The organism is Subdoligranulum sp. DSM 23681 (genome assembly GCF_057005535.1).
On the sequence record NZ_CM168050.1, the window covers coordinates 2,068,961 to 2,094,637 of the forward strand.

Annotated in this window: 21 protein-coding genes; 16 read left to right on the top strand and 5 right to left on the bottom strand. The window is 64.0% G+C overall.

The genetic code is table 11. The features are described from left to right. Positions 1-81 precede the first annotated feature (81 nt). Complete coding sequence (locus tag AC127K_RS09555) at positions 82-2,358, top strand: glycoside hydrolase family 3 C-terminal domain-containing protein (RefSeq protein ID WP_294540745.1); 2,277 nt, start codon at positions 82-84, stop codon at positions 2,356-2,358. Between the two features lie 79 nt (positions 2,359-2,437). Here AC127K_RS09555 and AC127K_RS09560 read toward each other — a convergent pair whose 3' ends face one another. The 3 genes from AC127K_RS09560 to AC127K_RS09570 form a co-directional block, all read right to left on the bottom strand. After that, complete coding sequence (locus AC127K_RS09560; protein WP_294540747.1) at positions 2,438-2,887, bottom strand: hypothetical protein; 450 nt, start codon at positions 2,885-2,887, stop codon at positions 2,438-2,440. A 93-nt stretch (positions 2,888-2,980) separates the two neighbouring features. Continuing rightward, positions 2,981-3,778 (bottom strand): GGDEF domain-containing protein, encoded by a 798-nt coding sequence (locus AC127K_RS09565; protein ID WP_483720401.1) that lies wholly within the window; start codon positions 3,776-3,778, stop codon positions 2,981-2,983. A gap of 167 nt (positions 3,779-3,945) precedes the next feature. Next, a complete protein-coding gene (locus tag AC127K_RS09570; protein WP_483720402.1) occupies positions 3,946-5,334 on the bottom strand; it encodes a hypothetical protein in 1,389 nt (462 codons plus the stop codon). 145 nt (positions 5,335-5,479) lie between these two features. Here AC127K_RS09570 and AC127K_RS09575 point away from each other — a divergent pair, with 145 nt between their 5' ends. Genes AC127K_RS09575 through AC127K_RS09585 form a run of 3 tightly spaced genes read left to right on the top strand, consistent with a single transcriptional unit; the run spans position 5,480 to position 8,298 of the window. Next, the gene (locus AC127K_RS09575) at positions 5,480-6,637 is read left to right on the top strand and encodes an alanyl-tRNA editing protein (protein ID WP_483720403.1); all 1,158 of its coding nucleotides are present in this window, start codon (positions 5,480-5,482) and stop codon (positions 6,635-6,637) included. A gap of 27 nt (positions 6,638-6,664) precedes the next feature. Beyond that, the gene (gene trmB / locus AC127K_RS09580) at positions 6,665-7,396 is read left to right on the top strand and encodes a tRNA (guanosine(46)-N7)-methyltransferase TrmB (protein WP_294540753.1); all 732 of its coding nucleotides are present in this window, start codon (positions 6,665-6,667) and stop codon (positions 7,394-7,396) included. Then, the gene (locus tag AC127K_RS09585; protein WP_483720404.1) at positions 7,393-8,298 is read left to right on the top strand and encodes a putative ABC transporter permease; all 906 of its coding nucleotides are present in this window, start codon (positions 7,393-7,395) and stop codon (positions 8,296-8,298) included. The genes trmB and AC127K_RS09585 overlap by 4 nt, the downstream gene beginning before the upstream one ends. A 96-nt stretch (positions 8,299-8,394) precedes the next feature. Here AC127K_RS09585 and AC127K_RS09590 read toward each other — a convergent pair whose 3' ends face one another. Both AC127K_RS09590 and AC127K_RS09595 read right to left on the bottom strand, forming a co-directional pair. Then, on the bottom strand, positions 8,395-8,841 hold the full coding sequence (locus AC127K_RS09590; RefSeq protein WP_483720405.1) for an Hsp20/alpha crystallin family protein: 447 nt from the start codon (positions 8,839-8,841) through the stop codon (positions 8,395-8,397). 271 nt (positions 8,842-9,112) lie between these two features. Further along, entirely contained in the window at positions 9,113-10,450 is a 1,338-nt protein-coding gene (locus tag AC127K_RS09595; protein ID WP_483720406.1) for an MATE family efflux transporter, read from the bottom strand. 416 nt (positions 10,451-10,866) lie between these two features. Here AC127K_RS09595 and AC127K_RS09600 point away from each other — a divergent pair, with 416 nt between their 5' ends. The 12 genes from AC127K_RS09600 (at position 10,867) to aspS (ending at position 25,579) form a co-directional block, all read left to right on the top strand. Then, on the top strand, positions 10,867-12,225 hold the full coding sequence (locus AC127K_RS09600) for a citrate/2-methylcitrate synthase (RefSeq protein WP_483720407.1): 1,359 nt from the start codon (positions 10,867-10,869) through the stop codon (positions 12,223-12,225). A gap of 179 nt (positions 12,226-12,404) precedes the next feature. Further along, entirely contained in the window at positions 12,405-14,336 is a 1,932-nt protein-coding gene (gene pulA / locus AC127K_RS09605) for a type I pullulanase (protein ID WP_483720408.1), read from the top strand. A gap of 429 nt (positions 14,337-14,765) precedes the next feature. Beyond that, positions 14,766-15,107, top strand: coding sequence for a hypothetical protein (locus AC127K_RS09610; RefSeq protein WP_483720410.1), 342 nt, complete (start codon positions 14,766-14,768; stop codon positions 15,105-15,107). Continuing rightward, complete coding sequence (locus tag AC127K_RS09615) at positions 15,107-16,204, top strand: V0D/AC39 family V-type ATPase subunit (RefSeq protein ID WP_483720411.1); 1,098 nt, start codon at positions 15,107-15,109, stop codon at positions 16,202-16,204. The genes AC127K_RS09610 and AC127K_RS09615 overlap by 1 nt, the downstream gene beginning before the upstream one ends. Position 16,205: 1 nt before the next feature. Then, a complete protein-coding gene (locus AC127K_RS09620; RefSeq protein WP_483720412.1) occupies positions 16,206-18,146 on the top strand; it encodes a V-type ATP synthase subunit I in 1,941 nt (646 codons plus the stop codon). 71 nt (positions 18,147-18,217) lie between these two features. Then, positions 18,218-18,595: an ATP synthase subunit C gene (locus tag AC127K_RS09625; RefSeq protein WP_294540770.1), complete on the top strand. Its 378-nt coding sequence runs from the start codon at positions 18,218-18,220 to the stop codon at positions 18,593-18,595. Positions 18,596-18,598: 3 nt separating this feature from the next. Next, on the top strand, positions 18,599-18,904 hold the full coding sequence (locus AC127K_RS09630) for a V-type ATP synthase subunit F (RefSeq protein WP_294540772.1): 306 nt from the start codon (positions 18,599-18,601) through the stop codon (positions 18,902-18,904). A 73-nt stretch (positions 18,905-18,977) separates the two neighbouring features. Continuing rightward, the gene (locus AC127K_RS09635; protein WP_483720413.1) at positions 18,978-19,562 is read left to right on the top strand and encodes a V-type ATP synthase subunit E; all 585 of its coding nucleotides are present in this window, start codon (positions 18,978-18,980) and stop codon (positions 19,560-19,562) included. A gap of 24 nt (positions 19,563-19,586) precedes the next feature. Then, on the top strand, positions 19,587-21,374 hold the full coding sequence (locus AC127K_RS09640) for a V-type ATP synthase subunit A (protein WP_483720414.1): 1,788 nt from the start codon (positions 19,587-19,589) through the stop codon (positions 21,372-21,374). After that, positions 21,374-22,801: a V-type ATP synthase subunit B gene (locus AC127K_RS09645; protein ID WP_294542957.1), complete on the top strand. Its 1,428-nt coding sequence runs from the start codon at positions 21,374-21,376 to the stop codon at positions 22,799-22,801. Before AC127K_RS09640 ends, AC127K_RS09645 begins: the two co-directional genes overlap by 1 nt. Before the next feature lie 38 nt (positions 22,802-22,839). Next, on the top strand, positions 22,840-23,454 hold the full coding sequence (locus AC127K_RS09650; protein WP_294542958.1) for a V-type ATP synthase subunit D: 615 nt from the start codon (positions 22,840-22,842) through the stop codon (positions 23,452-23,454). Between the two features lie 343 nt (positions 23,455-23,797). After that, entirely contained in the window at positions 23,798-25,579 is a 1,782-nt protein-coding gene (aspS, locus tag AC127K_RS09655; protein ID WP_483720415.1) for an aspartate--tRNA ligase, read from the top strand. Positions 25,580-25,677 lie beyond the last annotated feature (98 nt).

Genomic DNA, 25,677 nt, shown 5'->3' on the forward strand with positions numbered 1-25,677 from the left:
ATGTGGTGTATAATGGACAAAACGCCGGCCGCGGGGCCGGCAACTGCATTTTTCTCTGCTTTTTCAAGGAGGAAAGTTCCTATGCAACCTGCAATTTCCGAACTTCTGGCCGGCCTGACCCTGGAAGAAAAGGCCGGTCTTTGTTCCGGCGCGGATTTCTGGCACACCAAGGCGGTGGGACGCCTGGGCATCCCCGCCATGATGGTGTCCGACGGCCCCCACGGCCTGCGCACCCAGAAGGAGGGCGCCGGCGTCAATGAGAGCATCACGGCGGTCTGTTTCCCCGCCGGGTGTGCTGCCGCCGCCAGCTTTGACCCCGACCTGCTGCGGCGGGAGGGGGAGGCCATCGGTGCCGAAGCCAGAGCCGTGGGTGTGGGCGTGGTGCTGGGTCCGGCGGTGAACATCAAGCGCAGCCCGCTGTGCGGCCGCAACTTTGAATATTATTCCGAGGACCCCTGTCTGGCCGGGACGCTGGCTGCCGCCTATATCCAGGGCGTGCAGAGCCGGGGCGTGGGCACCAGCATCAAGCACTTTGCAGCCAACAGCCAGGAATACCGCCGTCTGACCTGCTCTTCCGACATGAGCGAGCGGACGCTGCGGGAGATCTACCTGCCCGCTTTTGAGAAAGCGGTGAAGGAGGCAGCCCCCTGGACCGTCATGTGCAGCTACAACCGGATCAACGGTACCTACGCCAGCGAGAACAAGACCCTGCTCACCGATATCCTGCGCAAGGAATGGGGATTTACGGGCTTTGTCATGTCCGACTGGGGCGCCGTGGCTGACCGGGTGCGGGGGCTGTGCGCCGGCCTGGACCTGGAAATGCCCGGGTGCGGCGGGGTCAATGACAAAAAGATCGTGGCCGCGGTGAAAAACGGCACCCTGGACGAATCGGTGCTGGACAAGGCGGTGAGCCGGATCCTGAACATCGTGCTGCGGCACGCCGACCTGGCGGGGGCTGCGGCCGGGGCGGAGCTGGATCTGCCCGGTGACCACACCGCAGCCGCTGCCATGGCGGCCGACTGCGCGGTGCTGCTGCAGAACCGGGGCACCCTGCCCCTGAAGCAGGACCAGCGGGTGGTCTATATCGGCGGCTTTGCCGAAACGCCCCGCTACCAGGGCGGCGGTTCCAGCCATGTGAATGCCTTCCGGGTGGAGAGCGCCCTGGAAGCCGCCCGTGCCCGTGGCCGGGTGGTGGACTATGTGGAGGGCTTCCCCGCCGACCGGGACCAGCGGGAGGAAAGCGAGTTCCTGCGGGCGGTGGAGGCCGCCGAGGAAGCGGACGCCGCTGTGATCTTTGCAGGCCTGCCCGAGAGCTTTGAAAGCGAGGGCTACGACCGCCGCCACATGCGTCTGCCCGAAGCCCAGAACAACCTGATCGCCCGGGTGGCGGCGGTGCAGAAGAACACGGTGGTGGTGCTGCACACCGGCAGCCCGGTGGAGTGTCCCTGGGCGGAGGATGTGTCCGCCATCCTGTGCATGTATCTGGGGGGCGAAGGCGTGGGCCGTGCCGCCGACGCCCTGCTGTACGGGGAAGCGGACCCCTGCGGCCGCCTGCCCGAGACCTGGCCCCTGCGGCTGGAAGACACCCCCTGCTATCTGGATTATCCCGGCGACGGCCGCACCGCCTGGTACCGGGAAGGCGTCTTTGTGGGCTATCGCTGGTACGATGCCCGCCGGATGCCGGTGCGCTGGCCCTTCGGCCACGGCCTTTCCTATACCGGCTTTGTGTACAAGGCGGCGTCCCTGTCGTCGGCTTCCCTGACCGACGGCGGCAGCGTGGATGTCTCGGTGACGGTGCGCAATTCCGGCGCCCGGTTCGGCCGGGAGGTGGTGCAGCTGTACATTGCCCCGCCGGAGAATGCCGTGCCCCGTCCGCCCAAGGAACTGCGCCGCTTTGCCAAGGTGGCCCTGCAGCCCGGGGAGGAGACCACCGTCACCTTCACCATCACGCCCCGGGACCTGTGCTATTTTGATGAGGAGCTGGGGGACTGGTACGCCGAATCCGGGGAATACAAGGTCCTGCTGGGCCATTCCAGCCGGAACATCCCCACCGTGCTGCCCCTGCAGTACACCACTGCCCGCCGCCGCCCGCTGACGGTGGACGAGAACACCCCCATCGGGGACCTGCTGCGGGACGACCGCACCGCCCCCATCGTGCGCACCATGCTGGCCAGCTATGGCCGGCAGATGGGCGAAAACGGCGGGGATGCCATCAGTGAGGAAGCCGCCCTGCAGATGATGGACGGCATGCCCCTGCGGTCCATGGTGGCCTTCGGCGGTCCCCAGGCAGCGGCCGCTATGCCCGGTCTGCTCAGCGCCCTGCGGGGGGCGGTGCGTCCCCGGGACGAGCGGACCTGAGCCCCGCGGCCCCCATACAGAACAAAGCCCCGGCCCCGGGCGGCAGCTGCCGCCCGGGGCCGGGTTCGTTTTGCCTGGTTCAGATGAATTCCCGCCAGGTGGTTTCCGCCTGGGTCTGGAAGTCGCACAGCTCCTGCATGAGCTTGTGGGCCCCGGGGGAGGCCAGCGGATAGTCGGTCTCCGCCCGCTTGCAGTCCAGCACGCCCTGGCTGCTGCCCTCGGCCAGCATGGTGGCGATGTTGCGGGTGGACTTGTCCAGCATGGTGCGGGTGCGGATGCCCATGCTCACGCTCATGCGGGCGGCGGCGCTCTGGCCCTTGGCCTGCCGGCCGATGGCGTCCAGGGCCGTGTGGGCCTGCTGGTTCAGGCGGCGGTATTCGTTGCGCTGGCGCAGCATCTCGTTTTTCAGCGCCTGGTCGTGGGTCAGGCCCATGAGCTCTTCCAGCGTGTTCTTGCCCATTTCGGTGTTCTGGACCACTTCCTGGAGCATGCTTTCATTGTCGTTCTGCATCTGTTCGGTCTGAGACATAGAAAAACCCCCTGTGTACATTTTTTCACCGTGCGTGTATGGCGGCACGGTTAGTATGCGTACACAGGGGGTGTGTTATACAGGATCCGGTTCTCAGCCGCCCAACCGCTGTTCCGCCAGACTGAGCATCCAGTCCCAGCTGCCGGTCTCGGCCCAGTCGGCGGAGACCACCGTGGCGGTGAACTCGCCCCGGCGGGCCAGGGTGATGGAGAAGGTGCGGCGGGCGGAATCCAGAGCATCCCGCAGCCGGTGTTCCAGGGTACGGGCATCGGTGCCGATGCCCACCACCAGGAATACGCCGTCTTCCAGACGGATCAGGGGCGTGTCGGACTGCTCCGGCCCCACGGCCAGACTCAGGATGCCGGCGGCGGTGGTCAGGCAGCGGTCGGCGGCAGCCACGCTCTCGGTGCGACACAGGCGGGCGTACTCGTTCACCCGCACCAGCACCACGCTCACCGGCTGTCCGGCGGCAGCGGCCTGCCCCACACGGTCCCGGAACTCCGCGTCCAGGAAAGACCGGTTGTACACGCCGGTCACATAATCCCGGCACATTTCGCTGCGGCACTGGGTCAGCATCCGGGACAGCGCCGCGGCTTCCCGGGCGCCGCCATTGGGATGGACGGGCAGCTTGTACACCGCCGTCAGCACAAAGGGCCGGTGGTCGGCCATCAGGCTCCAGTACAGCGCCATCGAACCGCCTTCCTGACCGTACAGCGGACGCCAGGCGCGGCCGTGTTCGTCCAGATCGGGGATGGACTCAATGGTGTCGGTGGGCTGCATGGTGTCCGGGTCCAGACGGCGGCTGGTGGCCGCATCCACCACAAACACCTCGTCAAACAGGCAGCGCAAATTTGCGATCTGGTCGATCAGCTGTGAATGGGTATACTCCATGCTGTTGCCTCTCCTTCACTCCAACGCTCAAAATGGTGGGACCCGACACAGCGGGCCACGTCTTTTCTGATTTTATATTTTATCACATAGTGTTCAAAATTTCACCGTCAGCCTTGTACAAAGAATCCTTTGCACAAGTGTGAAAAGTTGGCTTTTTGCCCAATGGGTCAGCCCTCGCTGTCCCCGTCGGTCCCGGCGGGGACCAGGGCGGCGATGACCGCATCCCGCCAGGTGTCCCGGTCGGCGCGGACGAACTCGGTGCGGGGGGCGCCGGCCTCGTCAAAGCCCAGCGCCACACAGGCCGCAGCCAGGGCCTGCTGTTCCGCGGGGGTCAGGGTCACCTCGGGCAGGATGCCGGCCCCCACCTGGTCGATCTGCTTCTGGCAGGCGGCGGTGTCGTTGGAGGCGGTCCCCCAGGGGGTGATCAGGCCCAGGGTCTCGGTCAGGGTCTCCTCCCCGGGCTCGCTGGTGTACAGCCACAGGATGGCCGCGGCCGCAGCCCGCACGCCCTCCTCGTCCGTTCCGGCAGGAATGGCAAACCAGGCGGCGGTGGACAGGATGGGATAGTTCATCAGGCCGGTCAGGTTGTACTCGGTGGTGGAAAGGTCGCTCTCCACAAAATCACATTTGAGGGGCAGGCAGACCAGATTGTCCTGCAGTTCGCTGTCGGTATGGACCAGCAGGTCGGCCATGGTGCCCCGGTAGAACAGGGCTTCCCCTGCCTGCAGGGTGCCGGCTGCCTCGGACTGGTCGGGCATGGTCCCGGCGTCCCGGTTGGCCAGTTCCAGGGTCAGGGCGCTGTACAGCCCGTTCAGGGGGCCGGTCAGGGTGGTCTCGGTGCGCTCCTCCCCGGCGGCCAGCAGCACGCCGGTAAAGGCAGCGCCCCCGAACGCCGCCGATGCGTGGCTCATGGGCAGGGTGAACACCGCCTTCAGGTCGGCGGCGGATTCCGGCTTCTGGTCGGGCAGGGTATAGTCGCTGCCGTTCAGGGTCACGGTGGTCTCGGCCGGTTCGGCCAGCCACTGGGTCACCGTTTCCGCCAGCAGGCTCCATTCGGACCAGTCGGCGGCTTTCAGGTCGGCAACCAGGGTGTCGGTGTCCTCGGTCTGGAACAGAGCGGCCAGCATCCGGCTGTCCGCCCAGTACCCGTACAGGGTCTTGCCCAGGGGCAGGGCGGTCACGGCGGACACCGCGGTCTCGGCATCCACACCCGCCCGGATGGCGGCGGTGGACAGAAGGCTGTCGGCACTCATGTTCAGCCAGCTGCCGTCATCGGTGGCCGGCGCGGCACCCAGCACGGCCAGATCTGCCTGGGCGGGGTCCGCCGTGTCGGACAGATCCACCAGCTCCACACCCTGGGCGTCGGCATACTGCTGCAGGGCCCGGGCCGCGGCGGTGGAGGCCCCGGCTTCGTAATAGACGGTCAGCTGCTGAGGTGCCGCCGTGGGAGCGGGGGCGGTTTCAGCCGTTTCGGCGGTGGTCATGCCGCCGGAAGGCGCGGGGACACAGCCGGCCAGCAGGCCCAGGGCCAGGACCGAACAGAGGATACGTTTCATAATCTGGTTCTCCTAAACTATGAGGTGGCAATATATCTACCATTATACCGGATTTGCCTGTTTTTTTCTACCCCGGTTTTATGATATAATAAATGCCATATAACCTCAGGCCTGTCGGGGCCTGACCGAAAGGATGGGACCCCTGTTGCAGCCGACCGAAAAACTGTACGAACAAGACGCCTTTCTGCGCCGGTTCACCGCCAGGGTGCTGGCCTGTGAGCCGGCGGACAAAAGCTGGTGTGTGGCCCTGGACCGCACCGCCTTTTACCCGGAAGGCGGCGGCCAGCCCGCCGACACCGGCACCCTGGGCGGCGCCCGGGTGGCAGACACCCGGGTGAAGGCGGGGGTCATCTGGCACCGCACCGACGCCCCGCTGCCGGTGGGGCAGACGGTGACGGGGGAGATCGACTGGAAACCCCGTCTGGACCATATGGAACAGCACACCGGGGAGCATATCCTCAGCGGCACCCTGCACCGGCTTTTCGGGGCGGAGAATGTGGGCTTTCACATCGGGGACCCGGCGGTGCGCATGGATACCGACATCCCCCTGACCCCCGACCAGCTGGCCCGGGCGGAAGCGCAGGCCAACGCCGCCGTGCGGGCGGACGCCCCGGTGCGCTGCTGGTATCCGGCTCCCGAAGAGCTGGCGGCCCTGACCTACCGCAGCAAGAAGGAGATCGACGGCCCCGTGCGGCTCACCGATGCCGGCGGGGCGGACCTGTGTGCCTGCTGCGGCACCCATCTGCGCACCACCGGTCAGGTGGGGCTCATCAAGATCCTCAGCGCCCAGCACTACAAGGGGGGCATGCGGCTGGCGGTGGTCTGCGGGCAGCGGGCCCAGCAGACGGTGGCCGACGTCTGGCAGGACGCCGAGGCGGCCGGGGTGCTGCTCAGTGCCGGACCGGGACGCCTGCGGGAGGCCGTGACCCACACCGCCGACGCCGCCGAAGCCCTGCACCGCCGTCTGGCTGCCCTGCAGCAGGCCCTGGGAGAGGCCTGGGCCGCAGGCGCGCAGCCGGGGCAAAGAACCGCATTCCTCTGCCCGGAGGCGGACGCCGACACCCTGCGCCGTCTCTGTCTGGCGGTCACCGCCCGCACCGGTGCGGTGTGTGCCGTGCTGGCACCCGGCGGGCGGGGGCTTTCCTATGTGCTGCACTGTCCGGACGGGGACGCCCGCACCCTGGCCCATGGGCTCAACGCCGCCTTTGACGGCCGGGGCGGCGGCCGGGGCGAGCTGTGCCAGGGCAGTCTGGCCACCGATGATTTTGACGCCGTGCGGCGTTTTCTTCTGGAACAACACTGACAAAACGACGAAAGAGGTACCTTCATCATGCGCATGCGTTTCAAACCCTACGCCCGTCCGGAGCTGCTGGCCTGCAGCTTCCACGTTCACGAGCCCCTGACCCATGCGGGACACTGGCGGGAGCTGTTTGCCCGCCCGGACCAGCCCTTCTGCCTGGAACTGGGCTGCGGTAAAGGCGGGTTCCTGGCCCAGCTGGCCCCCTCCGACCCCACCCGCAACTTCCTGGGCATTGACATCACCGACAAGGTGCTGATCCTGGCCAAGCGCAAGGTGGAAAAGGCCTATCTGGAAAAACAGCTGCCCCCGGACAACGTCCTCATCGCCTCCCTGGACATCGAGCGGATGTCGGGCGCCTTTTCTCCTGCGGACCGGGTGGAGCGCATCTATATCAACTTCTGCAATCCCTGGAGCAAGAATGCCAGCAGCCACAAGCACCGGCTGACCCATCCCCGGCAGCTGCTGCAGTACCGCACCCTCATGGACGAGGGGGCGGAGATCTGGTTCAAGACGGATGACGACGACCTGTTCCGGGACAGCCTGAGCTACTTTCCGGCGGCGGGGTTCGAGATCACCTGGCAGACCTTCGACCTGCACGCCGACGAGCCCGCCTGGAACCTGCGCACCGAGCACGAGGGCATGTTCAGCGAGCAGGGCATTCCCATCAAGGCGCTCATTGCCCGCAAGGGTCCGGACAGCGCGGTGACCTGGGTGGAACCCAAGGAACTGGCCCGCCGTCTGGACGGGGAGGATGAAGAATGACCGCCGCCTGTACCCTCTCCCAATATGTGTGCTTCTTTTTTGTGTATTCCATCCTGGGCTGGTGCGTGGAGGTGGCCTTTGCGGCGGTGAACACCCGCCAGCTGGTCAACCGGGGCTTCCTCAACGGGCCGGCCTGTCCGGTGTACGGCTTCGGCATGGTGGGGCTGCTGGCGGTGCTGGGGCCCTGGCAGAGCAACATAGCCATGGTCTTCGTGGTGGCCGCCGTGCTGGCCACCCTGGTGGAACTGGTGGCCGGTGTGGCGTTGTACAAACTGTTTCACACCCGCTGGTGGGACTACACCAAGTTCCGGGGCAACCTGGGCGGGTTCATCTGCCCCCGGTTCTCCCTGCTGTGGGGACTGGGCGGCATCATCATGGTGCGTCTGGTGCATCCGCCGGTGGCCGCTGCTGTGCAGGCTGTCCCGCCTCTGGCCCTGGCCGTGGCGAACGGGGTGCTGACGGTGGTCTTCGCGGTGGATGTGGGCATCTCCTTCGCCCAGGCCGCCGGTCTGGAACGCCGCCTGGAACGCCTGAAGGACTTCTCCGCGGCCATGCGCCGGCTGAGCGATGCCATGACCGACAAGATCGGCACCGGCGCCATGACGGTGGACACCCTGCTGGACGAGCAGAAGCTGCAGCTCATGCTGGCCGCCATGGAAGGGCGGGAAAACACCGCCGCCCTGCGGGAGCAGCTGCTGGATATGGCGGCCCGGGCCCGCACCGTGCGTGCCGAAGTGGAACGTCTGGCCCGACAGCAGCATTTCGGCGAAGGCCGTCTGCTGCGGGCCTTCCCCCATATGAAAGCCCCCAGCTATGACGAGGTCCTGACCCGGCTGCGTGCCGCCACCGCCCGGTTGGCCCGCACCGCCCGGGAACTGAAGGACAAGGTCTCCGGCCAGTAAAGATCCCCTGTACAGACAAAAAAGCCCCGGCCCCGCGTTGTTGGCGCGGGGCCGGGGCTGTGTGTTTTTTTGCTTCGGACGAAACCCGTCAGCCGATCATTCGATGGCGATCAGGTTGGGCTGTGCGGGAAGTTCGGGCGCGGCCTTGGGCAGATGGATCTTCAGGATGCCATCCTCGAACTTGGCGGAGATGTCCTCCGGCTTCAGCTGGTCGCCCACATAGAAGCTGCGGCTGCAGGCGCCGGTGTAACGTTCCCGGCGGATGTAGCGGCCGTTCTTGTTCTCGTCATCCTTGTCCAGGCCCTTGGCGGCGGAGATGGTCAGGTAGCCCTGTTCCAGCTTCAGGCTGACTTCGTCCTTCTTGAAACCGGGCAGGTCGATATCCAGCTCATAGGCGTCCTCCGTCTCCCGGATATCCGACTTCATCAGGTTCTTGGCGTTCTTGCCGTAGAGCGGATTGTGGTTGCCGAAGAAGGGGCGCATACCGTACATATCATCAAACATATCATCAAACAGATCTTCACCAAAAATGCTGGGCAACATAAGTCATAACCTCCATTCAAACCGGCTGTTGGCCGGCTGTCAAACGCTGCCCGCCCGACGGCGGTCTGCTGCCGGACGTCTGCCTTGGTGGGGAGCTCTTTGTTTCTCTCTCAAGGTACGGTTATACTATACCACTGAATTTTAGCGCTGTCAAGCCTAGAGTGCTAAAATTCACATAAAGTTAACAAGTATACAAAATGTATATAATGCGGAAGGCCCGACTCCTCTTTCTGTACGCACAGGAAAGGGATCGGGCCTTTTGCCGCAAAAGTCAGCGGTGCGCCGCGTACCGGCGGCGGAAGTCCAGCAGCAGGCCGGCGGCCAGCAGGGCAGCCAGCAGGGCGGTTCCGGGCTGGTTGCACCACAATCCGCTCAGGCCCCAGGGCCACAGGGCGGCGATGAGCCCCACGGGAAAGACCAGTGCCACCGCCACCGACAGGATGGAAGCCTGCAGGGGCTTTTCCACCGCCGAAAGAAAACTCTGGGCGGCAAAGCTGAACCACCGGGTCAGATACCCCAGACTGAACAGCTGTACCGCGGGAATGGCCATAGCCAGCACTCCGCTGCCTTCGCTGCCAACAAACAGGGAGGCTGTCTGGGCGGGAAAGGCCAGCAGCAGCCCTGCCGCCGCCAGGGAGATCACTGCGCTGGCGGCAAAGCAGCGCTTTTCAATGGCCAGCACCCGGTCCCGGCGCCCGGCGCCCCAGTTGTAGCCCACGGCGGGCTGCAGGGAATCGCACATGCCGTACAAAAGGGGCAGCACAAAGCCGTCCACATACATCAGGATGCCGTAGACCGATACGGCGTTGGCTCCTCCCAGGCGCAGCAGCACCATGTTCATGATGATGGAGGTCACCCGTCCGGCAATGTTGCTCAGAAAGGTGGGGCAGCCGCAGCTGAAGATGCTGCCCACGATGTGCCGGGTGAACCGGGGCCGGCGGAACCGCAGGGGCATCCGTCCGGCCAGAAAGGGTCCCATGGCCAGCACGGCACACACCGTCATGCCCAGGCAGGCGCCCAGGGCCGCCCCCGCAATGCCCATGCCCACCACATACAGCAGGAAAAATTCCAGTCCGGCGCACAGGACCGACATGAGCACGTTCAGCCACATGCTGGTCTTGATCCGCCCGCAGATGCGCAGGTAGTTGTCCGCCGCAAAGACGATGCTCACCAGCGGGGAAAACAGGGCGTACACCCGCATGTACTGCACCGCCAGGGTCAGCAGTTCTCCCTCGGCGCCCATCCAGCCCAGCAGGGTGGGGGCCAGCAGGTACAGCACCCCGCCGGTAAGGGCGCCCAGCCCCACCACCAGCAGACAGGCACAGGTAAAGAGGTTGTCCGCTTCCCGGGGGAGCTTTTCTCCCAGCCGCACCGAGATGGGCACCGCCGACCCCACCCCGATGAGGTCGGCCAGGGCAAAGTTGATGATGACCAGGGGCATGGCCAGGTTCAGGGCCGCAAAGGCACTGTCCCCCAGAATGCGTCCCACAAAGATGCCGTCCATGAGCTGGTACAGGGAAGAAGCCAGCATCCCCACCGATCCGGGCAGGGCAGCCCGGAAAAACAGGCGCTGGGGCGGTGTTTCCAAAAACAAAGTCTTCTGATCCATACGTCCTCCTGCAACTTCGGATACGGCCCGCAGGGTTGAAAAAAGCGCCGGATAAGGCAGGCATCTCAGCCTGTGTCTTATCCGGCGCGTCATTTCTCCAAACAAATTTGTTCCGAATGACTTGCCCTCCGAGCAACAGCCTTACCATAGCACAGCTTTCCGGCCATGTCAATAGGGGTTCCTTGCTGTCCGGCGGGGAATTTTTGTCGCTGTTCACACAAAATTTACGGCGTGTTCATTTGACACCTTGTACAACAAAGCGTATAATAAAAGCGTATATCCTTATTTTGAATGATGGTGTGGTCTGTGCCGGACCAGGCACACATCCGATAGTATATATTATAGTATATATTTTAAAAAGGTAGGCGAAGGGCTTTCGGCACGGACAGAAAGAGAAAAAAGGGAGGTCTTTTGATATGGGCGAATACGCAGCCATCGAAAAGGAAGCGCAGGTCTTTACCGACCTGTGCCTGAACAACGACAAAATCGATCCGGCGCTGTTTGATCAGTTCGGCGTCAAGCGCGGTCTGCGCGACAAGGACGGCAAGGGCGTTCTGGCCGGCATCACCAACATTTCGCGCATCGACGCCTTTGAGGAGCGCGACGGCAAAAAGGTCCCCTGTGAAGGCAAGCTGTGGTACCGCGGCTACAACGTCTACGACCTGATCAAGGGGCTGCGGGGCAAGCGCTACGGCTTTGAGGAAGCTGCCTACCTGCTGCTGCTGGGGGACCTGCCCAATGCCGAGCAGCTGAAGACCTTCAACGAGACCCTGGTCAAGTGCCGGGACCTGCCCACCAACTTCATCCGGGACGTCATTATGAAGGCCCCCACCAAGGACCTGATGAACAGCCTGACCCGCAGCGTGCTGACCCTGGCCTCCTACGACGATTCGGTGGGGGACAACAGCCTGCAGACCCAGCTGGAACAGTGCCTGAAGCTCATCAGCGTCTTTCCCATGCTGGCGGTGTACGGCTACCATGCCTATAACTACTATGTGAACATGGGCAGCATGTATATCCATCGCCCCCGGCCGGAACTCTCCGCTGCCGAAAACCTGCTCCAGATGCTCCGCCCCGACCAGAGCTACACCCCGCTGGAAGCTCACGTTCTGGACATTGCCTTGCTTTTGCACATGGAGCACGGCGGCGGCAACAACTCCACCTTCACCACCCGCGTGGTCACCTCCTCCGGGTCGGATACCTACTCGGTCATGGCGGCGGCCCTGTCCAGCCTGAAGGGCCCCAAGCACGGCGGCGCCAACATCAAGGTCATGGAAATGTGCCAGGACATCCGCAAGAACGTGCACGATGTCACCGACGACGAGGAACTCAAGGCCTATCTGGGCAAGATCGTGGACAAGGAAGCCTTCGACCGCAAGGGCCTGATCTACGGCATGGGCCACGCGGTGTACTCCCTGTCCGACCCCCGTGCGGTGGTCTTCAAGGGCTTTGTGCAGCAGCTGGCCGAAGCCAAGGGCCGCAAGGAGGACTTCAACTTCTACAACGCCATTGAGCGTCTGGCACCCCAGGTCATTGCCGAAAAGCGGCACATCTACAAGGGCGTTTCCACCAACGTGGACTTTTACAGCGGCTTCGTGTACAACATGCTGGACATTCCGGTGGAGCTGTACACCCCCATCTTCGCCGTGGCCCGCATCGTGGGCTGGAGCGCCCACCGCATGGAAGAGCTGGTCAACGTGGACAAGATCATCCGTCCCGCCTACCAGAGCATCATGGAACCCCGGGACTACAAGCCCCTGGACCAGCGCGGCTGATTCCTTTCGCATCATCGGCACGGACCGTTCCCCTCCGGGAGCGGTCCGCTTTTTTGCGGTTGTATGTGAGACGGCTTCCTGTTTGTTTCTCTTGCAATCAGAGCAAACTCCTGTTACTCTAATACTATAAGGGTGACCGCCCCCGGCGGTCAATCGTGTGCGGAGGAGGAAAACCACCTATGAACCAGAACCTGAAGGACCTGCCGGTCTACACCGGCAACGACCTGGGCGCGGTGTACACAAGGCGGTCCACGACCTTCACCCTGTGGGCGCCCACCGCAGCAGGGGTCACCCTGCGCCGGTACACCACCGGCACCGACGCCGAACCCGGCGCCCGGGAACTGGACTCGGTGCCCCTGCGTCCGGCGGAACAGGGCACCTGGCGGGCCACCGTGGGCGGGGACCTGGCCGGACAGTACTATGTGTATGAGCTCACCTTTGCCGACGGCCACACCGCCACGGCGGTGGACCCCTATGCCCGGGCCTGCGGCTGCAACGGGCAGCGGGGGATGGTGCTGGACGACACGGCGGCCCAGCCGGAAAACTGGCCCGCCGACCGCCGTCCCGCCCGGGCCGACGACCCCGCCGCCCGCAGCGTGTGGGAGGTGCATGTGGCGGATTTTTCCGCCGATGAGCACAGCGGCATCCGTCCCGAATGGCGGGGCAAGTTCCTGGCCTTCACCCAGGAGGACTCCACCCTGGACTGTGAGGGGGAACACCCCACCTGCCTGAACTATCTGCAGCGGCTGGGGGTCAGCCATGTGCAGCTCCAGCCCATCTTTGATTTTGCCACGGTGGATGAGCGCGCCGGCGGCTACAACTGGGGATACGACCCCCTGAACTACAATGTGCCCGAAGGCTCCTACGCCACCGACCCCTTCCACGGGGAAGTCCGGGTGCGGGAATGCCGGACCATGGTGGCAGCCCTGCACAAGGCGGGGCTGGGGGTCGTCATGGATGTGGTGTACAACCACACCTACTACGCCGACAACTGGATGGAGCGCATTGTCCCCGGCTACTGGCTGCGCCGCACCCCGGACGGGCGGCTGACCAACGGCTCCGGCTGCGGCTGCGATCTGGCCAGCGAGCACCCCATGGTGCGCAAGTACATGGTGGATTCGGTGGTCTACTGGGCCACCGCCTATCACATCGACGGATTCCGCTTCGACCTGATGGCCCTCCATGATGTGGAGACCATGAACGCCATCCGGGCCGCCCTGGACGCTTTGCCCGGAGGCAGGAACATCCTCATGTACGGCGAACCCTGGCAGGGGGGCGCCACCTGCATGGAACCGGGGGCCGTCCCGGCGGACAAGAACGCCCTGCCTCAACTGGACAGCCGCATCGGCATCTTCTGTGACAACACCCGGGACACGGTGAAGGGCGGCGTCTTTGACGCCCGGGCCCCCGGGTATGTGAACGGCGCCCCCGGGGCGGGGTACACCCTGCTCCATGCCTTGGGGGCCTACCGGGACGGGTCCGAGGGCATGCGCCCCCAGGCATCGGGGCAGATCGTGCAGTATGTGTCTGCCCACGACAACTTCACCCTGTGGGATAAGCTCAAGGCAGTGGCGGGCCGCCGCACCTACGATATCTTCGACGGGGACCTGCTGGCCCAGAACCGGATGTGCGCCGCCATCTGCCTGACCTGCCAGGGACTGCCCTTCTGGCAGGCAGGGGAGGAGTTCGCCCGCACCAAGCACGGCGACCCCAACACCTACAAGGGTCCCCTGCGGGAAAACGCCCTGGACTGGACCCGGGCCGCCCGCATGGGAGAACTGGTGGAATTTTACACAGGGCTGCTGGCCATCCGGCACACCTGGCCGGAACTCACCGGCCTGACCGACGCCGCCCAGCCTGCCCCCCTGCTGCTGGCCGTGCCCGGGTGGCTCATCGGCTTCGTGCCCGAATTGTCGGACGATGCCCCCAACCGCCTGGTGGTCTACTACAACCCCGAGCGCACCGCCCAGCGGATGAATCTGCCCGGGGGCGGGTGGCGCACCTTGTGCGACGGCCGCCGTGCCCAGGGGGTGCCTTTCGGGCCGGTGCGCACCGGCCAGATGGAGCTGCCCGCCACCAGTGTGGTGATCCTGACAGCCGTAAGACCGTAATTTTTACGAAAGTCCGACCTGGGAGTCGGGCTTTTTTTATTGAAGAAAATTGAATGGTTGTTTAATTTTTCGTAAGAGGAAACCCCAAAAACTGCAATTTTTTGTTCAGTTTCACGCTTTGCACAAAAGGGGGTTGCAATCTTTGGGCAGAGTGCTATAATTGAGCGCGGAAAGAACCGAGGCGTCCGCAGTGCGCTGAAATGTTCACCGTGCGGCAATAGGGGCGTCGGCCATGTACCGTCAGGTGCTGGCCCGCCCCGTTTCCGCTTTTCAGAGGGTTTTGTGATAAAAAAACGAGCGGCAGACCGCGGACCGGGGGACAAAGAAGTCTCCCGGACGCAGTTTGCCGCGACGTTTCCCCCGGCAAAATCCGGCTGCGGCCGGCGCCGGGGCCGACAGACCGCACAGGCGTCTATTCGAGGTGTTACTATGAAAGATTTGAACGAATTGATGCAGGCGATCCTGGATATGGACGCCGCCCAGCGCAAGGCGGCCGACGAAGCGCAGGCGGAGCGCACCGCTCGGCTGGCCGGGTTGGAGGAGCAGCGCCGCCAGATCGCCGCGCAGGCTGCCGCCGACAGCAAGGCCCGCGCCGATGCCGCCGCCAAAGAGGCTTCCGACGCCAATACCGCTGCCCTGGAAGAGCTGGCCAAGGCCCGCGCCGCTGCCGAACAGAACCTGCAGCAGCGTGCTGACGTCTGCGGGGAACAATGGGTGGACGAACTGTGCCGCCGTGCACTGGCCGGCACAGGTGCCGGGGGTGAGGCCTGATGCTGCCGCTGCCGCTGCCCATGAAGACCAGGGCCAGCAACGCCGCCCTGGCCAAGGCCCGGGCCATGTACGGCCGCAGGCTGACCACGGCGGATTACAAACGTCTGGCCGCCTGCCGCACCATGTCGGCCCTGGCCGTGGAACTCAAGGCTCTGCCCATGTATGAGGAAGCCCTCAAGAGCGTCAACCCGCCCACGGCCCGCCGCGCCCAGCTGGAAGCCATGCTCCGGCAGGCCATCTTTGACCGGTACGACAGTCTGTGCCGGTACGAGCTTTCCTCCGGCCATCTGGTGTACGGCTACTTCACCACCAGCTGCGAGGTGGACGAGATCCTGTCCTGCCTGCGCTGCCTGGACGCCGGACGCCCGGGTGACTACCTGTACAAGCTGCCGGACTTTCTGCAGCAGCGCTGTACGGTGGACCTGTACGCCCTGGCCAAGGTGACCGACGCCAAGAGTCTGCTGGCCGCTTTGGCCGGCACCCCCTACCAGAAGATGCTGGCGCCCCTGGCCGATCTGCCGGCGGGCTCCAAGCTGCTGGTCCACGCCGAACCCTTCCTGGAGACCTGGCGCCATAAAGCGCTGGTCTCCCTGGCACCGGAGGGTCAGGGCCCTTCCGCTCCCGGCGCGGAGCCGGGGGTGCGGGACTTCATTGCGCTGGAATGTGACGCAGCCGCCATTTCCAACGCAGCCCGCCTGATCCGGATGAATGCGTCGGTGGCCGCGGTGGATGCCGCCGTCCGACGCGACTGCACCAACCTGACCGAGGCGGAATGGAACGCCATGCTGGGTGCCAAGGACATTGATGCCTTCCGCGCCGCGCTGGACAAAAACCGCTACGGCCGCGCGTTGCGGCGGTACAACTACCGCATCCTGAAAGAAGGACTGCAGATGTACCGGTACGACTGGTGCGCCAAATGGCTGCGCTTTTCCACAGACCCCAGCCTGGTCATGTTGTGTTATATCTACCTGGCCCGGTGCGAGGTGCAAAACCTTGATCATATTATCGAGGGCGTTCATTACCACATGCCTGCCGATGAACTGCTGTCCATGCTGGTCGGCTGTCAGGCAGACACCGAGAAAGGGAGGGTGAGTTGATTTGGTCGAACGCATGAAGCTTGTCCATGTGCAGGGCACCCTGCCGCACCTGGACGAATTCCTGGGCGCCTGCTGTCTGGACGGACGGTTCGGGCTGGAGCCTGCCGCCGACTACATGTCCGCCTCACTGGGCTATGCCCCGCTGAATGAGGAGGACCCCTACACGCCGCTGGTGCAGCGTGTACAGACTCTGGCCAAGGAGGTTGGCCAGGACCTGCCGGAGGATGCGCCGCAGAAAACCCCTGCGGACCCCGATACCCGGGAGTTCCTGGACAGCCTGACCCAGCGCATCGACGCGCTGCGGGACGAAAAGGCAAGCCTGCTGGAACAGCAGAAGCTCTGCCAGGAAGGCATTGACCAGTACAGCCATTTCCTGAGCCTGAAAGCCAACGTGGACGACATCGGCAACTGCAAGCATGTCAAGGTGCGGTTCGGTTTTCTGCCCAAGGCCGGCTACAACAAGCTGATGAGCAACTACGCCGACGATCCCTACATCCTCTTCGTGCCCTGCAGCCAGACGGCTGACGGCTACTGGGGCGTCTACTTCACTCCCCGCAGCAAGGCCCAGGAGACCGACGGCATCTTCTCCATGCTGTTCTTTGAACCCCTGCGGGTGCCCGGTGCCGCCGGCAGCCCGGAGGAGATCGTGGAGCACTTCCGGGAAAACCTGGAAGTGGTGCAGCAGAGCATCGACAGCCTGGACGACCGCCTGCGCAAGGTCTGGCAGGACAACCTGGAAAAGGTCCTGGCCATCTACAGTGGCGCCCGCTACAACGCCGCGGTCTTCAGCCTGCGCCAGTACGCCGCCGTCAAGGGCGCGCACTTCTTCTGCGTGGGCTGGGTCCCCGCATCCCAGATCGCCGAGATCACCGAGCTGGCCAAGTCCATCCCCAGCATTCGCATCACCGTGGACGATCCGGACAAATCCGGACGCCATACACCGCCCACCAAGCTGCGCAATGCCTGGTTTTTCCGCCCTTTTGAGTTCTTTGTCGAGATGTACGGACTGCCCAACTATGACGAAACCGACGTGACCGCTTTCGTCGCCGTGACCTTCACCGTACTTTTCGGCATCATGTTCGGGGACGTAGGGCAGGGGCTGGTGCTCACCGCATTCAGCCTGTTTATGTGGAAGGTCAAAAAGAATCCGCTGTTTCATCTGATGATCCCCTGCGGCATCGCCAGCACCCTGGCCGGCTTTGTCTACGGCTCGGTCTTCGGCTTTGAGGATGTCCTCAACCCGCTGTACCTGGCCATCGGGCTCCCCGGCAAGCCGGTGTCGGTCATGGAATCCATCACCGGCATCCTGCTGTGCGCCGTCTACATCGGCGTGGTCCTGGTCCTGGCCGCCATGGGCATGAACATCTACACCCAGGCCAAGCAGGGCCACACCGGGGATGTGCTCTTCGGCACCAACGGCGTGGTGGGCGTCATCACCTATGTGTCCGGCGTGGACCTGATCAGCGCTTTCATGGGCGCCACCGTCTTCATGCCGGTGTGGCTGGCCGTCATCCTTCTGGTGCTGGGTCTGGCCGCCCTGCTCTTTGCGGGGGTGCTGGCACCCCTGGTCAACGGCGATCCCGACTGGATGCCCGCCGAAGGCTGGAGCGGCTACCTGATGCAGAACTTCTTTGAACTGCTGGAAAGCGTGCTCAGCTACCTGTCAAACACCATCTCCTTCCTGCGTGTGGGCGCCTTTGTCATCGTCCACGCCAGCATGATGATGGTCGTCTTCACCCTGGCCGGAACCCCCGCCAACCCGGTGGTGGTCGTGCTGGGCAACATCGTGGTCATCGCGCTGGAAGCGCTCTTGTCCGCGATCCAGGGCATCCGTCTGGAATTCTACGAGATGTTCAGCCGCTTCTATCAGGGCGGCGGCCACAAGTTCCGCGCCCTGGACCTGAACGACGCTGCCACCGTCGTTCCCACCGATGCGTCCTGACAGTGCCCGCCAACCGGTGAGCCCCGTCTTTTGGATACAACCAAACCGTTCAATCACAGGAGGGTATTATCATGAAAACCAACGCTCGTAAACTGATCGCTTCTCTGTTTATCGTCTTTACCCTGGTCTGCTTCGGCTGCTTCGCCGCCAGCGCGGAAGGCACCGACACCGCCAGCACCACCGCCCAGACCACCGCTTCCGAGGAAGTCAGCCCCGAAAATGAACACAACACCAGCCTGAGCATCGGCCTGGTGGCCGCTGCCCTGGCCACCGGCCTGGCCGGCATCGGCGGCGGCATTGCCGTTGCCGCCGGCGCCCCCGCCGCCATCGCCGCCAACAGCGAAAACCCCAAGACCTTCGGTAAGAGCCTGATCTTCGTCGCCCTGGGCGAATCCATCGCTCTGTACGGCCTGGTCATCTCCATCATGATCCTGAGCAAGCTGGTGTAAACGATGCGCTTTTATCTTATCAGCGATAACTCCGATGCCATGAACGGCCTGCGTCTGGCCGGCATCGAGGGGACCGTCGCCCGCAGCGAGGACGACGTCCGCGCCGCGCTGAAATCCATTGCCCAGCAGAAGGACATCGGCATGATCCTCGTCACCGAGAAGATCTCCGAAGCCTATCCGGAGGCGCTTGCCCCGGTGCTGGGCAGTGCAGGCGGCCCGTTGCTGGTCACGGTGCCTTCCACCGGCGGTTCCGCCGGCAAGGACCGCATCACCCGTTACATCCGCGAAGCCATCGGCATCAAAGTGTAAAAAGGCTTTGCCCGACCCGGCGGTTCCGGGACTTGTCAACACAACACAAATTCGTTTTTTGGGGGTGTACCATATGCTGGAATTGAACGTCCGCGCCGAACAGTTCCTCGCGTCCATCCGGGCCGAGGGCGAACGCCAGTGCGCCGAAATCCGCGAAAAGACCGACGCCGAAGTTGAGGCCGCGCTCAGCGAAGCCCAAAAGACGGAGGCAGCCCGTGCGGAATCCACCGTCGCGTTTGAGACGGCCCGCGCCAAGACCCAGGCCAACCGCGCCCTGAGCGCCGCCCGCACCGAAGCCCGGGGCGCCCTGGCCAAGCGCCGTGCCGAACTGGCCGACGCCGTGTTTGCCAAGGCACAGCAGAAACTGGCCGACTTTACCCGCACCGAAGACTACGGCCCCTGGCTGCGCGCCAGCGCCGCCGCCCTGGCCAAGCGCCTGGGCGCAGGCACCGTGCTGTATGCCCGGTCCGCCGACCTGCCGCTGCTCACCGACCTGCCCGCCGGCTGCACCGTGCAGGCAGACGCCGCCAACACGCTGGGCGGACTGCGCGCCGAAAACCCGTCCGCCGCCCTGGCAGCCGACGATACGCTGGCTGCCCGTCTGGCGGCCCAGCGCCCCTGGTTCCTGGAGAACGCGGGGCTGGAGATCGCGCTGTAAGGCTACAAAGAGGGAAGGATCACCATGCAAACCTATAAACTTCACAGCATCAACGGCCCGGTGGTCACCGTCAAGGGCCGCACCGGGCTGTCCATGATGGAGATGGTCCATGTCGGCAACCAGCGTCTGGTGGGCGAAGTCATCCGTCTGGACGCCGACGCGGCCACCATCCAGGTCTATGAGGAGACCGGCGGCCTGCGCCCCGGGGAGCCTGTGGAACCCACCGGCGCCCCGCTGTCCGTCACCCTGGGCCCCGGCATCCTGCGCAACATCTACGACGGCATCCAGCGCCCGCTGCCTGCCATCGAGGCCGCCAGCGGCAGCTTCATCGGCCGCGGCGCCCAGGCTCCCGCCCTGGATGTGGAAAAGAAATGGGATGTGACCGTCACCGTCAAACCCGGGGATACCCTGGAACCCGGCCAGGTCTATGCCACCTGCCCGGAAACCCCGGCCGTCACCCATCGCTGCATGCTCTCGCCGCTGTACAGCCGCTGCACCGTCACCTGGGTGGCGGAAAACGGCCAGTATACCGTGGAAGAGCCCGTCGCCAAGGTCAAGGATGAAGCCGGCAACGAGCACACCCTGACCCTGTGCCAGAAATGGCCCATCCGTACGCCCCGCCCCACCGCGGCGCGTATGACCTCGCCCAAGCCCCTGATCACCGGTGAACGTGTCATCGACACCATGTTCCCCCTGGCCAAGGGCGGCGCCGCCGCCATCCCCGGCGGTTTCGGCACCGGCAAGACCATGACCCAGCACCAGCTGGCCAAGTGGTGCGACGCCGACATCATCATCTACGTGGGCTGCGGCGAACGCGGCAACGAGATGACCCAGGCGCTGCAGGAATTCAGCGAACTGACCGACCCGCGCACCGGCAACAGCCTGATGGATCGTACAGTGCTCATTGCCAACACCTCCAACATGCCTGTGGCCGCCCGTGAGGCTTCCATCTACACCGGCATCACCCTGGCCGAGTATTACCGCGACATGGGTTACCACGCCGCCATGATGGCCGACTCCACCTCCCGCTGGGCCGAGGCTCTGCGTGAGATCTCCGGCCGTCTGGAAGAGATGCCCGCCGACGAAGGCTACCCGGCCTACCTGCCCAGCCGTCTGGCTGAGTTCTACGAGCGCGCCGGTTACTTCAAGACCCTGTGCGGGGAAGAGGGCTCGGTGTCGGTCATCGGCGCCGTCAGCCCCCAGGGCAACGACTTCTCCGAGCCGGTCACCCAGAACACCAAGCGGTTCACCCGCTGCTTCTGGGCCCTGGACAAGAGTCTGGCCTATGCCCGCCACTATCCCGCCATCAACTGGAACGATTCCTACAGTGAATATCTGGGCGATCTGTCCGAATGGTACTACGACAATGTGGGCACCGACTTCATGGAGTGCCGCAGCCGTCTGGCCGACCTGCTTCTGCAGGAGACCAACCTGATGCAGATCGTCAAGCTGATCGGTTCCGACGTTCTGCCCGATGACCAGAAGCTGACCATCGAGATCGCCCGCGTCATCCGCGTGGGCTTCCTGCAGCAGAACGCCTTCCATCCGGTGGACACCTATGTGCCCCTGGAAAAGCAGCTGAAGATGATGGAGATCATCCTGTACCTCTACGACAAGTGCAGCGCCCTGGTCGCCAAGCAGGTGCCGGTAAGCACCCTGCTGGCCACCGGTCTGTTCGACACCCTGGTCAAGATGAAGTACGATATCCCCAACGATGACTTCAGCCGCTTCGACGCCCTGCGCGCCGAGATCGATACCAAGCTGGCCGCCGCAGGCGCGAACGCCGGCAGCAGAGAAGGGGGCAACGCGTAATGATTCTGGAACATATTGGTCTGAACCAGATCAACGGTTCGCTGGTCGTGCTGGACGACGTACCCGGCGTCAGCTATGACGAGGTCGTCGAGCTGCACCTGGACAACGGCACCACCCGCACCGGCCGTGTTGTCATGGTCGAGGAAAACCGCTGCGTCATCCAGGTCTTTGAGGGCTCTTCCGGCTTGAGCCTGGTCAATACCCGCACCGTCTTTACCGGCCATCCCATGATGATGGATCTTTCGCCCGAACTGCAGGGCCGTATTCTGGACGGCCTGGGCCGCCCCATCGACGGCCAGGGCGATATCTACCCGGTGGCCCGCCGGGACGTGAACGGCGCTCCCATCAACCCGGTCAGCCGTGTGTATCCCCGGAACTACATCCACACCGGCATCTCCTCCATCGACTGCCTGACCACCCTGATCCGCGGCCAGAAGCTGCCCATCTTCTCCGGGTCCGGCATGCGCCACAATGAGCTGGCTGTGCAGATCGTGCAGCAGGCCAGCGTGTCCGACGGTTCGGACTTCGCCATCGTTTTCGCCGCCATGGGCGTCAAGAACGACGTGGCCGAATACTTCCGGGATTCCTTTGTCAGCACCGGCGCCATGGACCGGGTGGTCATGCTGCTGAACCTGGCCAACGACCCCATCATCGAGCGTATCATCACCCCCCGCGCCGCCCTGACCGTGGCCGAGTATCTGGCCTTTGACCTGGGCAAGAACGTGCTGGTCATCCTCACCGATATGACCAGCTACTGCGAAGCCCTGCGTGAGTTCTCCTCCTCCAAGGGCGAGATTCCCGCTCGTAAGGGCTTCCCCGGCTACCTGTACTCCGATCTGGCCAGCCTGTACGAACGGGCGGGCATCATCAAGGGCAGCACCGGTTCTGTCACCCAGATCCCCATCCTGACCATGCCCGGTGACGACATCACCCACCCCATCCCCGACCTGACCGGCTACATCACCGAAGGCCAGATCGTGCTGGACCGTGCCATGGACGCCACCGGCATCTATCCGCCCGTGGCCGTGCTGCCCAGTCTGTCCCGTCTGATGAAGGACGGCATCGGCGCCGGCTACACCCGTGACGACCACGTCACCCTGGCCAACCAGCTCTTTGCCTGCTACGCCAAGGTGCAGGACGCCAAGGCTCTGGCCAGCGTCATCGGCGAGGAAGAACTGTCCGAGAGCGACAAGCTGCTGATGCAGTTCGGCCGGGAATTCGAGCACCGCTTCATCGGCCAGGGCAACACCAACCGCTCCATGGAAGAGACCCTGGACCTGGGCTGGGAACTGCTGGCCGGACTGCCCCGCGCCGCCCTGGACCGCTGCGACGACCAGCCTCTGGATACCTACTACGAGCCGGCCCGCAAGCGCCGTCTGCGCCGTCAGGCCATGCTGGACGCCCAGCCGGCCCCCAAGGCGGAATAATGTCCGAACATCAATTCTCTGGCAAAGGCAGGTGATTCATCGTGCAGCAGGTATTTCCCACAAAATCCAACCTGATGGCCACCAAGCGCAGTCTGGCGCTGGCCGAGCAGGGCTATGAACTGATGGACCGCAAGCGCAACATTCTGGTGCGCGAGATGATGCGCCTGATCGACCGCGCCGCGGCGATCCAGGATAAGATCAGTGCGTCCTACGCCGAAGCCTATGACGCCTTGCAGCGCGCCAACATCACCCTGGGCTCGGTGGGCGAGTTCACGGCCAGTGTCCCGGTGGAGACCGGCCTGACCATCGAGCGCCGCAGCGTCATGGGCGTGGAACTGCCCACCGTCACGCTGGAACCCAGCGCCCCCCTGGGGCTGTATTACGGTCTGGAATCCACCAACGGGCTGCTGGACAACGCCTACCTCAAGTTCAACGAAGTCAAGAAGCTGACCGTGGAACTGGCCGAGGTGGAAACCAGCGTCATCCGTCTGGCGGAAGCCATCCGCAAGACCCAGAAGCGTGCCAACGCCCTGGGCAACGTGCAGATCCCCCAGATGGAAGCCACCGTCAAGTTCATCGACGAGGCTCTGTCCGAGAAGGAGCGCGAGGAGTTCAGCCGCCTCAAGGTCATCAAGAACCAGAAAAACAAATAAATGCTTTTTCGGCCGCCGGTCCCGTTTGGGGCAGGGCGGTCTTTTTGCTTGAGCAGCTATGCTGCGAAATCGTGCGAAGCACGATGCAAAAACCAACGCGCAGCGTTGGTTCCGAAATTGGCTGGCCGCGAAAAGCGGCCAATGGATAGGGGCGGAAACCTTGGCTTGTTTCCGGGCAAACGGTAGTCTGCCCGTAAGCCCCCAACAAAACAAAAAGGAAAAACCGGCTGCCGCCCTTCGGCAAAAGCTGCGCTTTTCCCGTCCGGCCCCTTGCCAAAATGGCATGGCCGCGTTATAATTAAGTTTCAGCAAATAAGATTCCACCAAAAGGGGATAGAGAGTTATGGAAACGATGGGCAACCTGCGCCGCACCAACTACTGCGGCGAAGTCAGCCTGGCCGACGCGGGCAAGGAGATGACCGTCTGCGGTTCGATCGCCCGCGCCCGTGACAAGGGCGGCATCATCTTTGCCGACCTGCGGGATACCACCGGCATTCTGCAGATGGTTTTTGACGAGGACACGCCCAAGGATGTCTTTGCCAAGGCCGAAAGCCTGAAAAGTGAATATGTGGTCATTGCCCGGGGCACCCTGCGGGAGCGCGCCGCCAAGACCGACAAGATCGCCACCGGCGATGTGGAACTGTATGTGAGCGAACTGCGGGTGCTGAGCGAAGCCCAGACCCCGCCCTTCGAGATCCGCGACGGCATCAACGTCAACGATGACCTGCGCCTGCGCTACCGCTATCTGGACCTGCGCCGCCCGTCCATGCACGAACCCATCGTCATGCGGTCCAAGATCTGCCAGGTGGTGCGCAGCTACTTCTACGACCAGCATTTCTGCGAGATCGAGACCCCGACCCTGATCAAGTCCACCCCGGAAGGCGCCCGTGACTATCTGGTGCCCAGCCGTGTGCAGCCCGGCCACTTCTACGCCCTGCCCCAGAGCCCCCAGCTGTACAAGCAGATCCTGATGCTGTCCGGGTTCGACCGCTATTTCCAAGTCGCCCGCTGCTACCGGGACGAGGACCTGCGCGCTGACCGTCAGCCGGAGTTCACCCAGATCGATGAGGAAATGTCCTTTGTCACCGAGGACGATGTCATGACCATCAACGAAGGCCTCATCAAGCGTCTGTGGAAAGAGATCCTGAACATCGACGTGCCCACCCCCTTCGTGCGCATGCCCTGGGACGAGGCCATGAGCCGCTTCGGCTCTGATAAGCCGGATACCCGCTTCGGTCTGGAGATCCAGGACGTGAGCAGCGTCTTTGCCGGCACCGAGTTCAAGCCCTTTGCCGATGCCCTGGCCGCCGGCGGCACCATCCGTGCCATCAACGCCAAGGGCATGGCCGACCGCCTGACCCGCAAGAACATCGACAAGCTGGGCGAGGTCGCCAAGACCTACGGCGCCAAGGGTCTGGCCTACAGCCGCCTGACCGCCGAGAGCACCTCCTCCAGCTTTGAAAAGTTCCTCACCGAGGCGGAAAAGGCTGCCCTGTACCAGGCTCTGAACGTGGAGACCGGGGACGTGCTGCTGCTGGTCAGCGACACCGACTGGGTCCGCGCCTGCACCGCCCTGGGCCAGGTCCGTCTGGAGATGGGCCGCAAGTACGAGCTCATCGACAAGGATGCCTTCAACTTCCTGTGGGTGGTGGACTTCCCCCTGTTCGAGTACAGCGAGCAGGAAGGCCGCTGGATGGCCATGCACCATCCCTTCACCATGCCCAAGCCGGAAGACCTGGACAAGGTGGAGAGCGACCCCGGTGCCTGTCGCGCCCTGGCTTACGACATCGTGCTCAACGGTGTGGAGCTGGGCGGCGGTTCCATCCGTATCAACGACCCTGCCCTGCAGGACCGCATGTTCCGCGCCCTGGGCTTCACCGAGGAGAAGGCCCGCGCCAGCTTCGGCTTCCTGATGGATGCCTACAAGTACGGTGCGCCCCCGCATGGCGGTATGGCCTACGGCCTGGACCGTCTGGTCATGCTCATGCTGAAGAAGGATTCCATCCGGGATGTCATCGCCTTCCCCAAGGTGCAGAACGCCGGCGAACCCATGTCCGGTGCGCCTGACGTGGTGGACCCCAAGCAGCTGCAGGACCTGTCCATCGCGCTGGTGGACAACCACTGAACACAAATTGAATAAGGACCCGCCGCCGGGTGGGTTATACAAACGCTGGGCTTTGCGTCGTAGGCCATTGAAGACGCGAAGCACCGGCGTTTTTTGTA

Bases quoted from the DNA above. Each gene is read 5' to 3' on its own strand.
- AC127K_RS09640 (WP_483720414.1), top strand. From the start codon at position 19,587: ATGCAAACCTATAAACTTCACAGCATCAACGGCCCGGTGGTCACCGTC.
- AC127K_RS09560 (WP_294540747.1), bottom strand. From the start codon at position 2,887: ATGTCTCAGACCGAACAGATGCAGAACGACAATGAAAGCATGCTCCAG.
- AC127K_RS09590 (WP_483720405.1), bottom strand. From the start codon at position 8,841: ATGTTGCCCAGCATTTTTGGTGAAGATCTGTTTGATGATATGTTTGAT.
- AC127K_RS09615 (WP_483720411.1), top strand. From the start codon at position 15,107: ATGCTGCCGCTGCCGCTGCCCATGAAGACCAGGGCCAGCAACGCCGCC.
- AC127K_RS09585 (WP_483720404.1), top strand. From the start codon at position 7,393: ATGACCGCCGCCTGTACCCTCTCCCAATATGTGTGCTTCTTTTTTGTG.
- aspS (WP_483720415.1), top strand. From the start codon at position 23,798: ATGGAAACGATGGGCAACCTGCGCCGCACCAACTACTGCGGCGAAGTC.
- AC127K_RS09595 (WP_483720406.1), bottom strand. From the start codon at position 10,450: ATGGATCAGAAGACTTTGTTTTTGGAAACACCGCCCCAGCGCCTGTTT.
- pulA (WP_483720408.1), top strand. From the start codon at position 12,405: ATGAACCAGAACCTGAAGGACCTGCCGGTCTACACCGGCAACGACCTG.
- AC127K_RS09625 (WP_294540770.1), top strand. From the start codon at position 18,218: ATGAAAACCAACGCTCGTAAACTGATCGCTTCTCTGTTTATCGTCTTT.
- AC127K_RS09635 (WP_483720413.1), top strand. From the start codon at position 18,978: ATGCTGGAATTGAACGTCCGCGCCGAACAGTTCCTCGCGTCCATCCGG.
- trmB (WP_294540753.1), top strand. From the start codon at position 6,665: ATGCGCATGCGTTTCAAACCCTACGCCCGTCCGGAGCTGCTGGCCTGC.
- AC127K_RS09565 (WP_483720401.1), bottom strand. From the start codon at position 3,778: ATGGAGTATACCCATTCACAGCTGATCGACCAGATCGCAAATTTGCGC.
- AC127K_RS09600 (WP_483720407.1), top strand. From the start codon at position 10,867: ATGGGCGAATACGCAGCCATCGAAAAGGAAGCGCAGGTCTTTACCGAC.
- AC127K_RS09610 (WP_483720410.1), top strand. From the start codon at position 14,766: ATGAAAGATTTGAACGAATTGATGCAGGCGATCCTGGATATGGACGCC.
- AC127K_RS09555 (WP_294540745.1), top strand. From the start codon at position 82: ATGCAACCTGCAATTTCCGAACTTCTGGCCGGCCTGACCCTGGAAGAA.
- AC127K_RS09645 (WP_294542957.1), top strand. From the start codon at position 21,374: ATGATTCTGGAACATATTGGTCTGAACCAGATCAACGGTTCGCTGGTC.
- AC127K_RS09570 (WP_483720402.1), bottom strand. From the start codon at position 5,334: ATGAAACGTATCCTCTGTTCGGTCCTGGCCCTGGGCCTGCTGGCCGGC.
- AC127K_RS09630 (WP_294540772.1), top strand. From the start codon at position 18,599: ATGCGCTTTTATCTTATCAGCGATAACTCCGATGCCATGAACGGCCTG.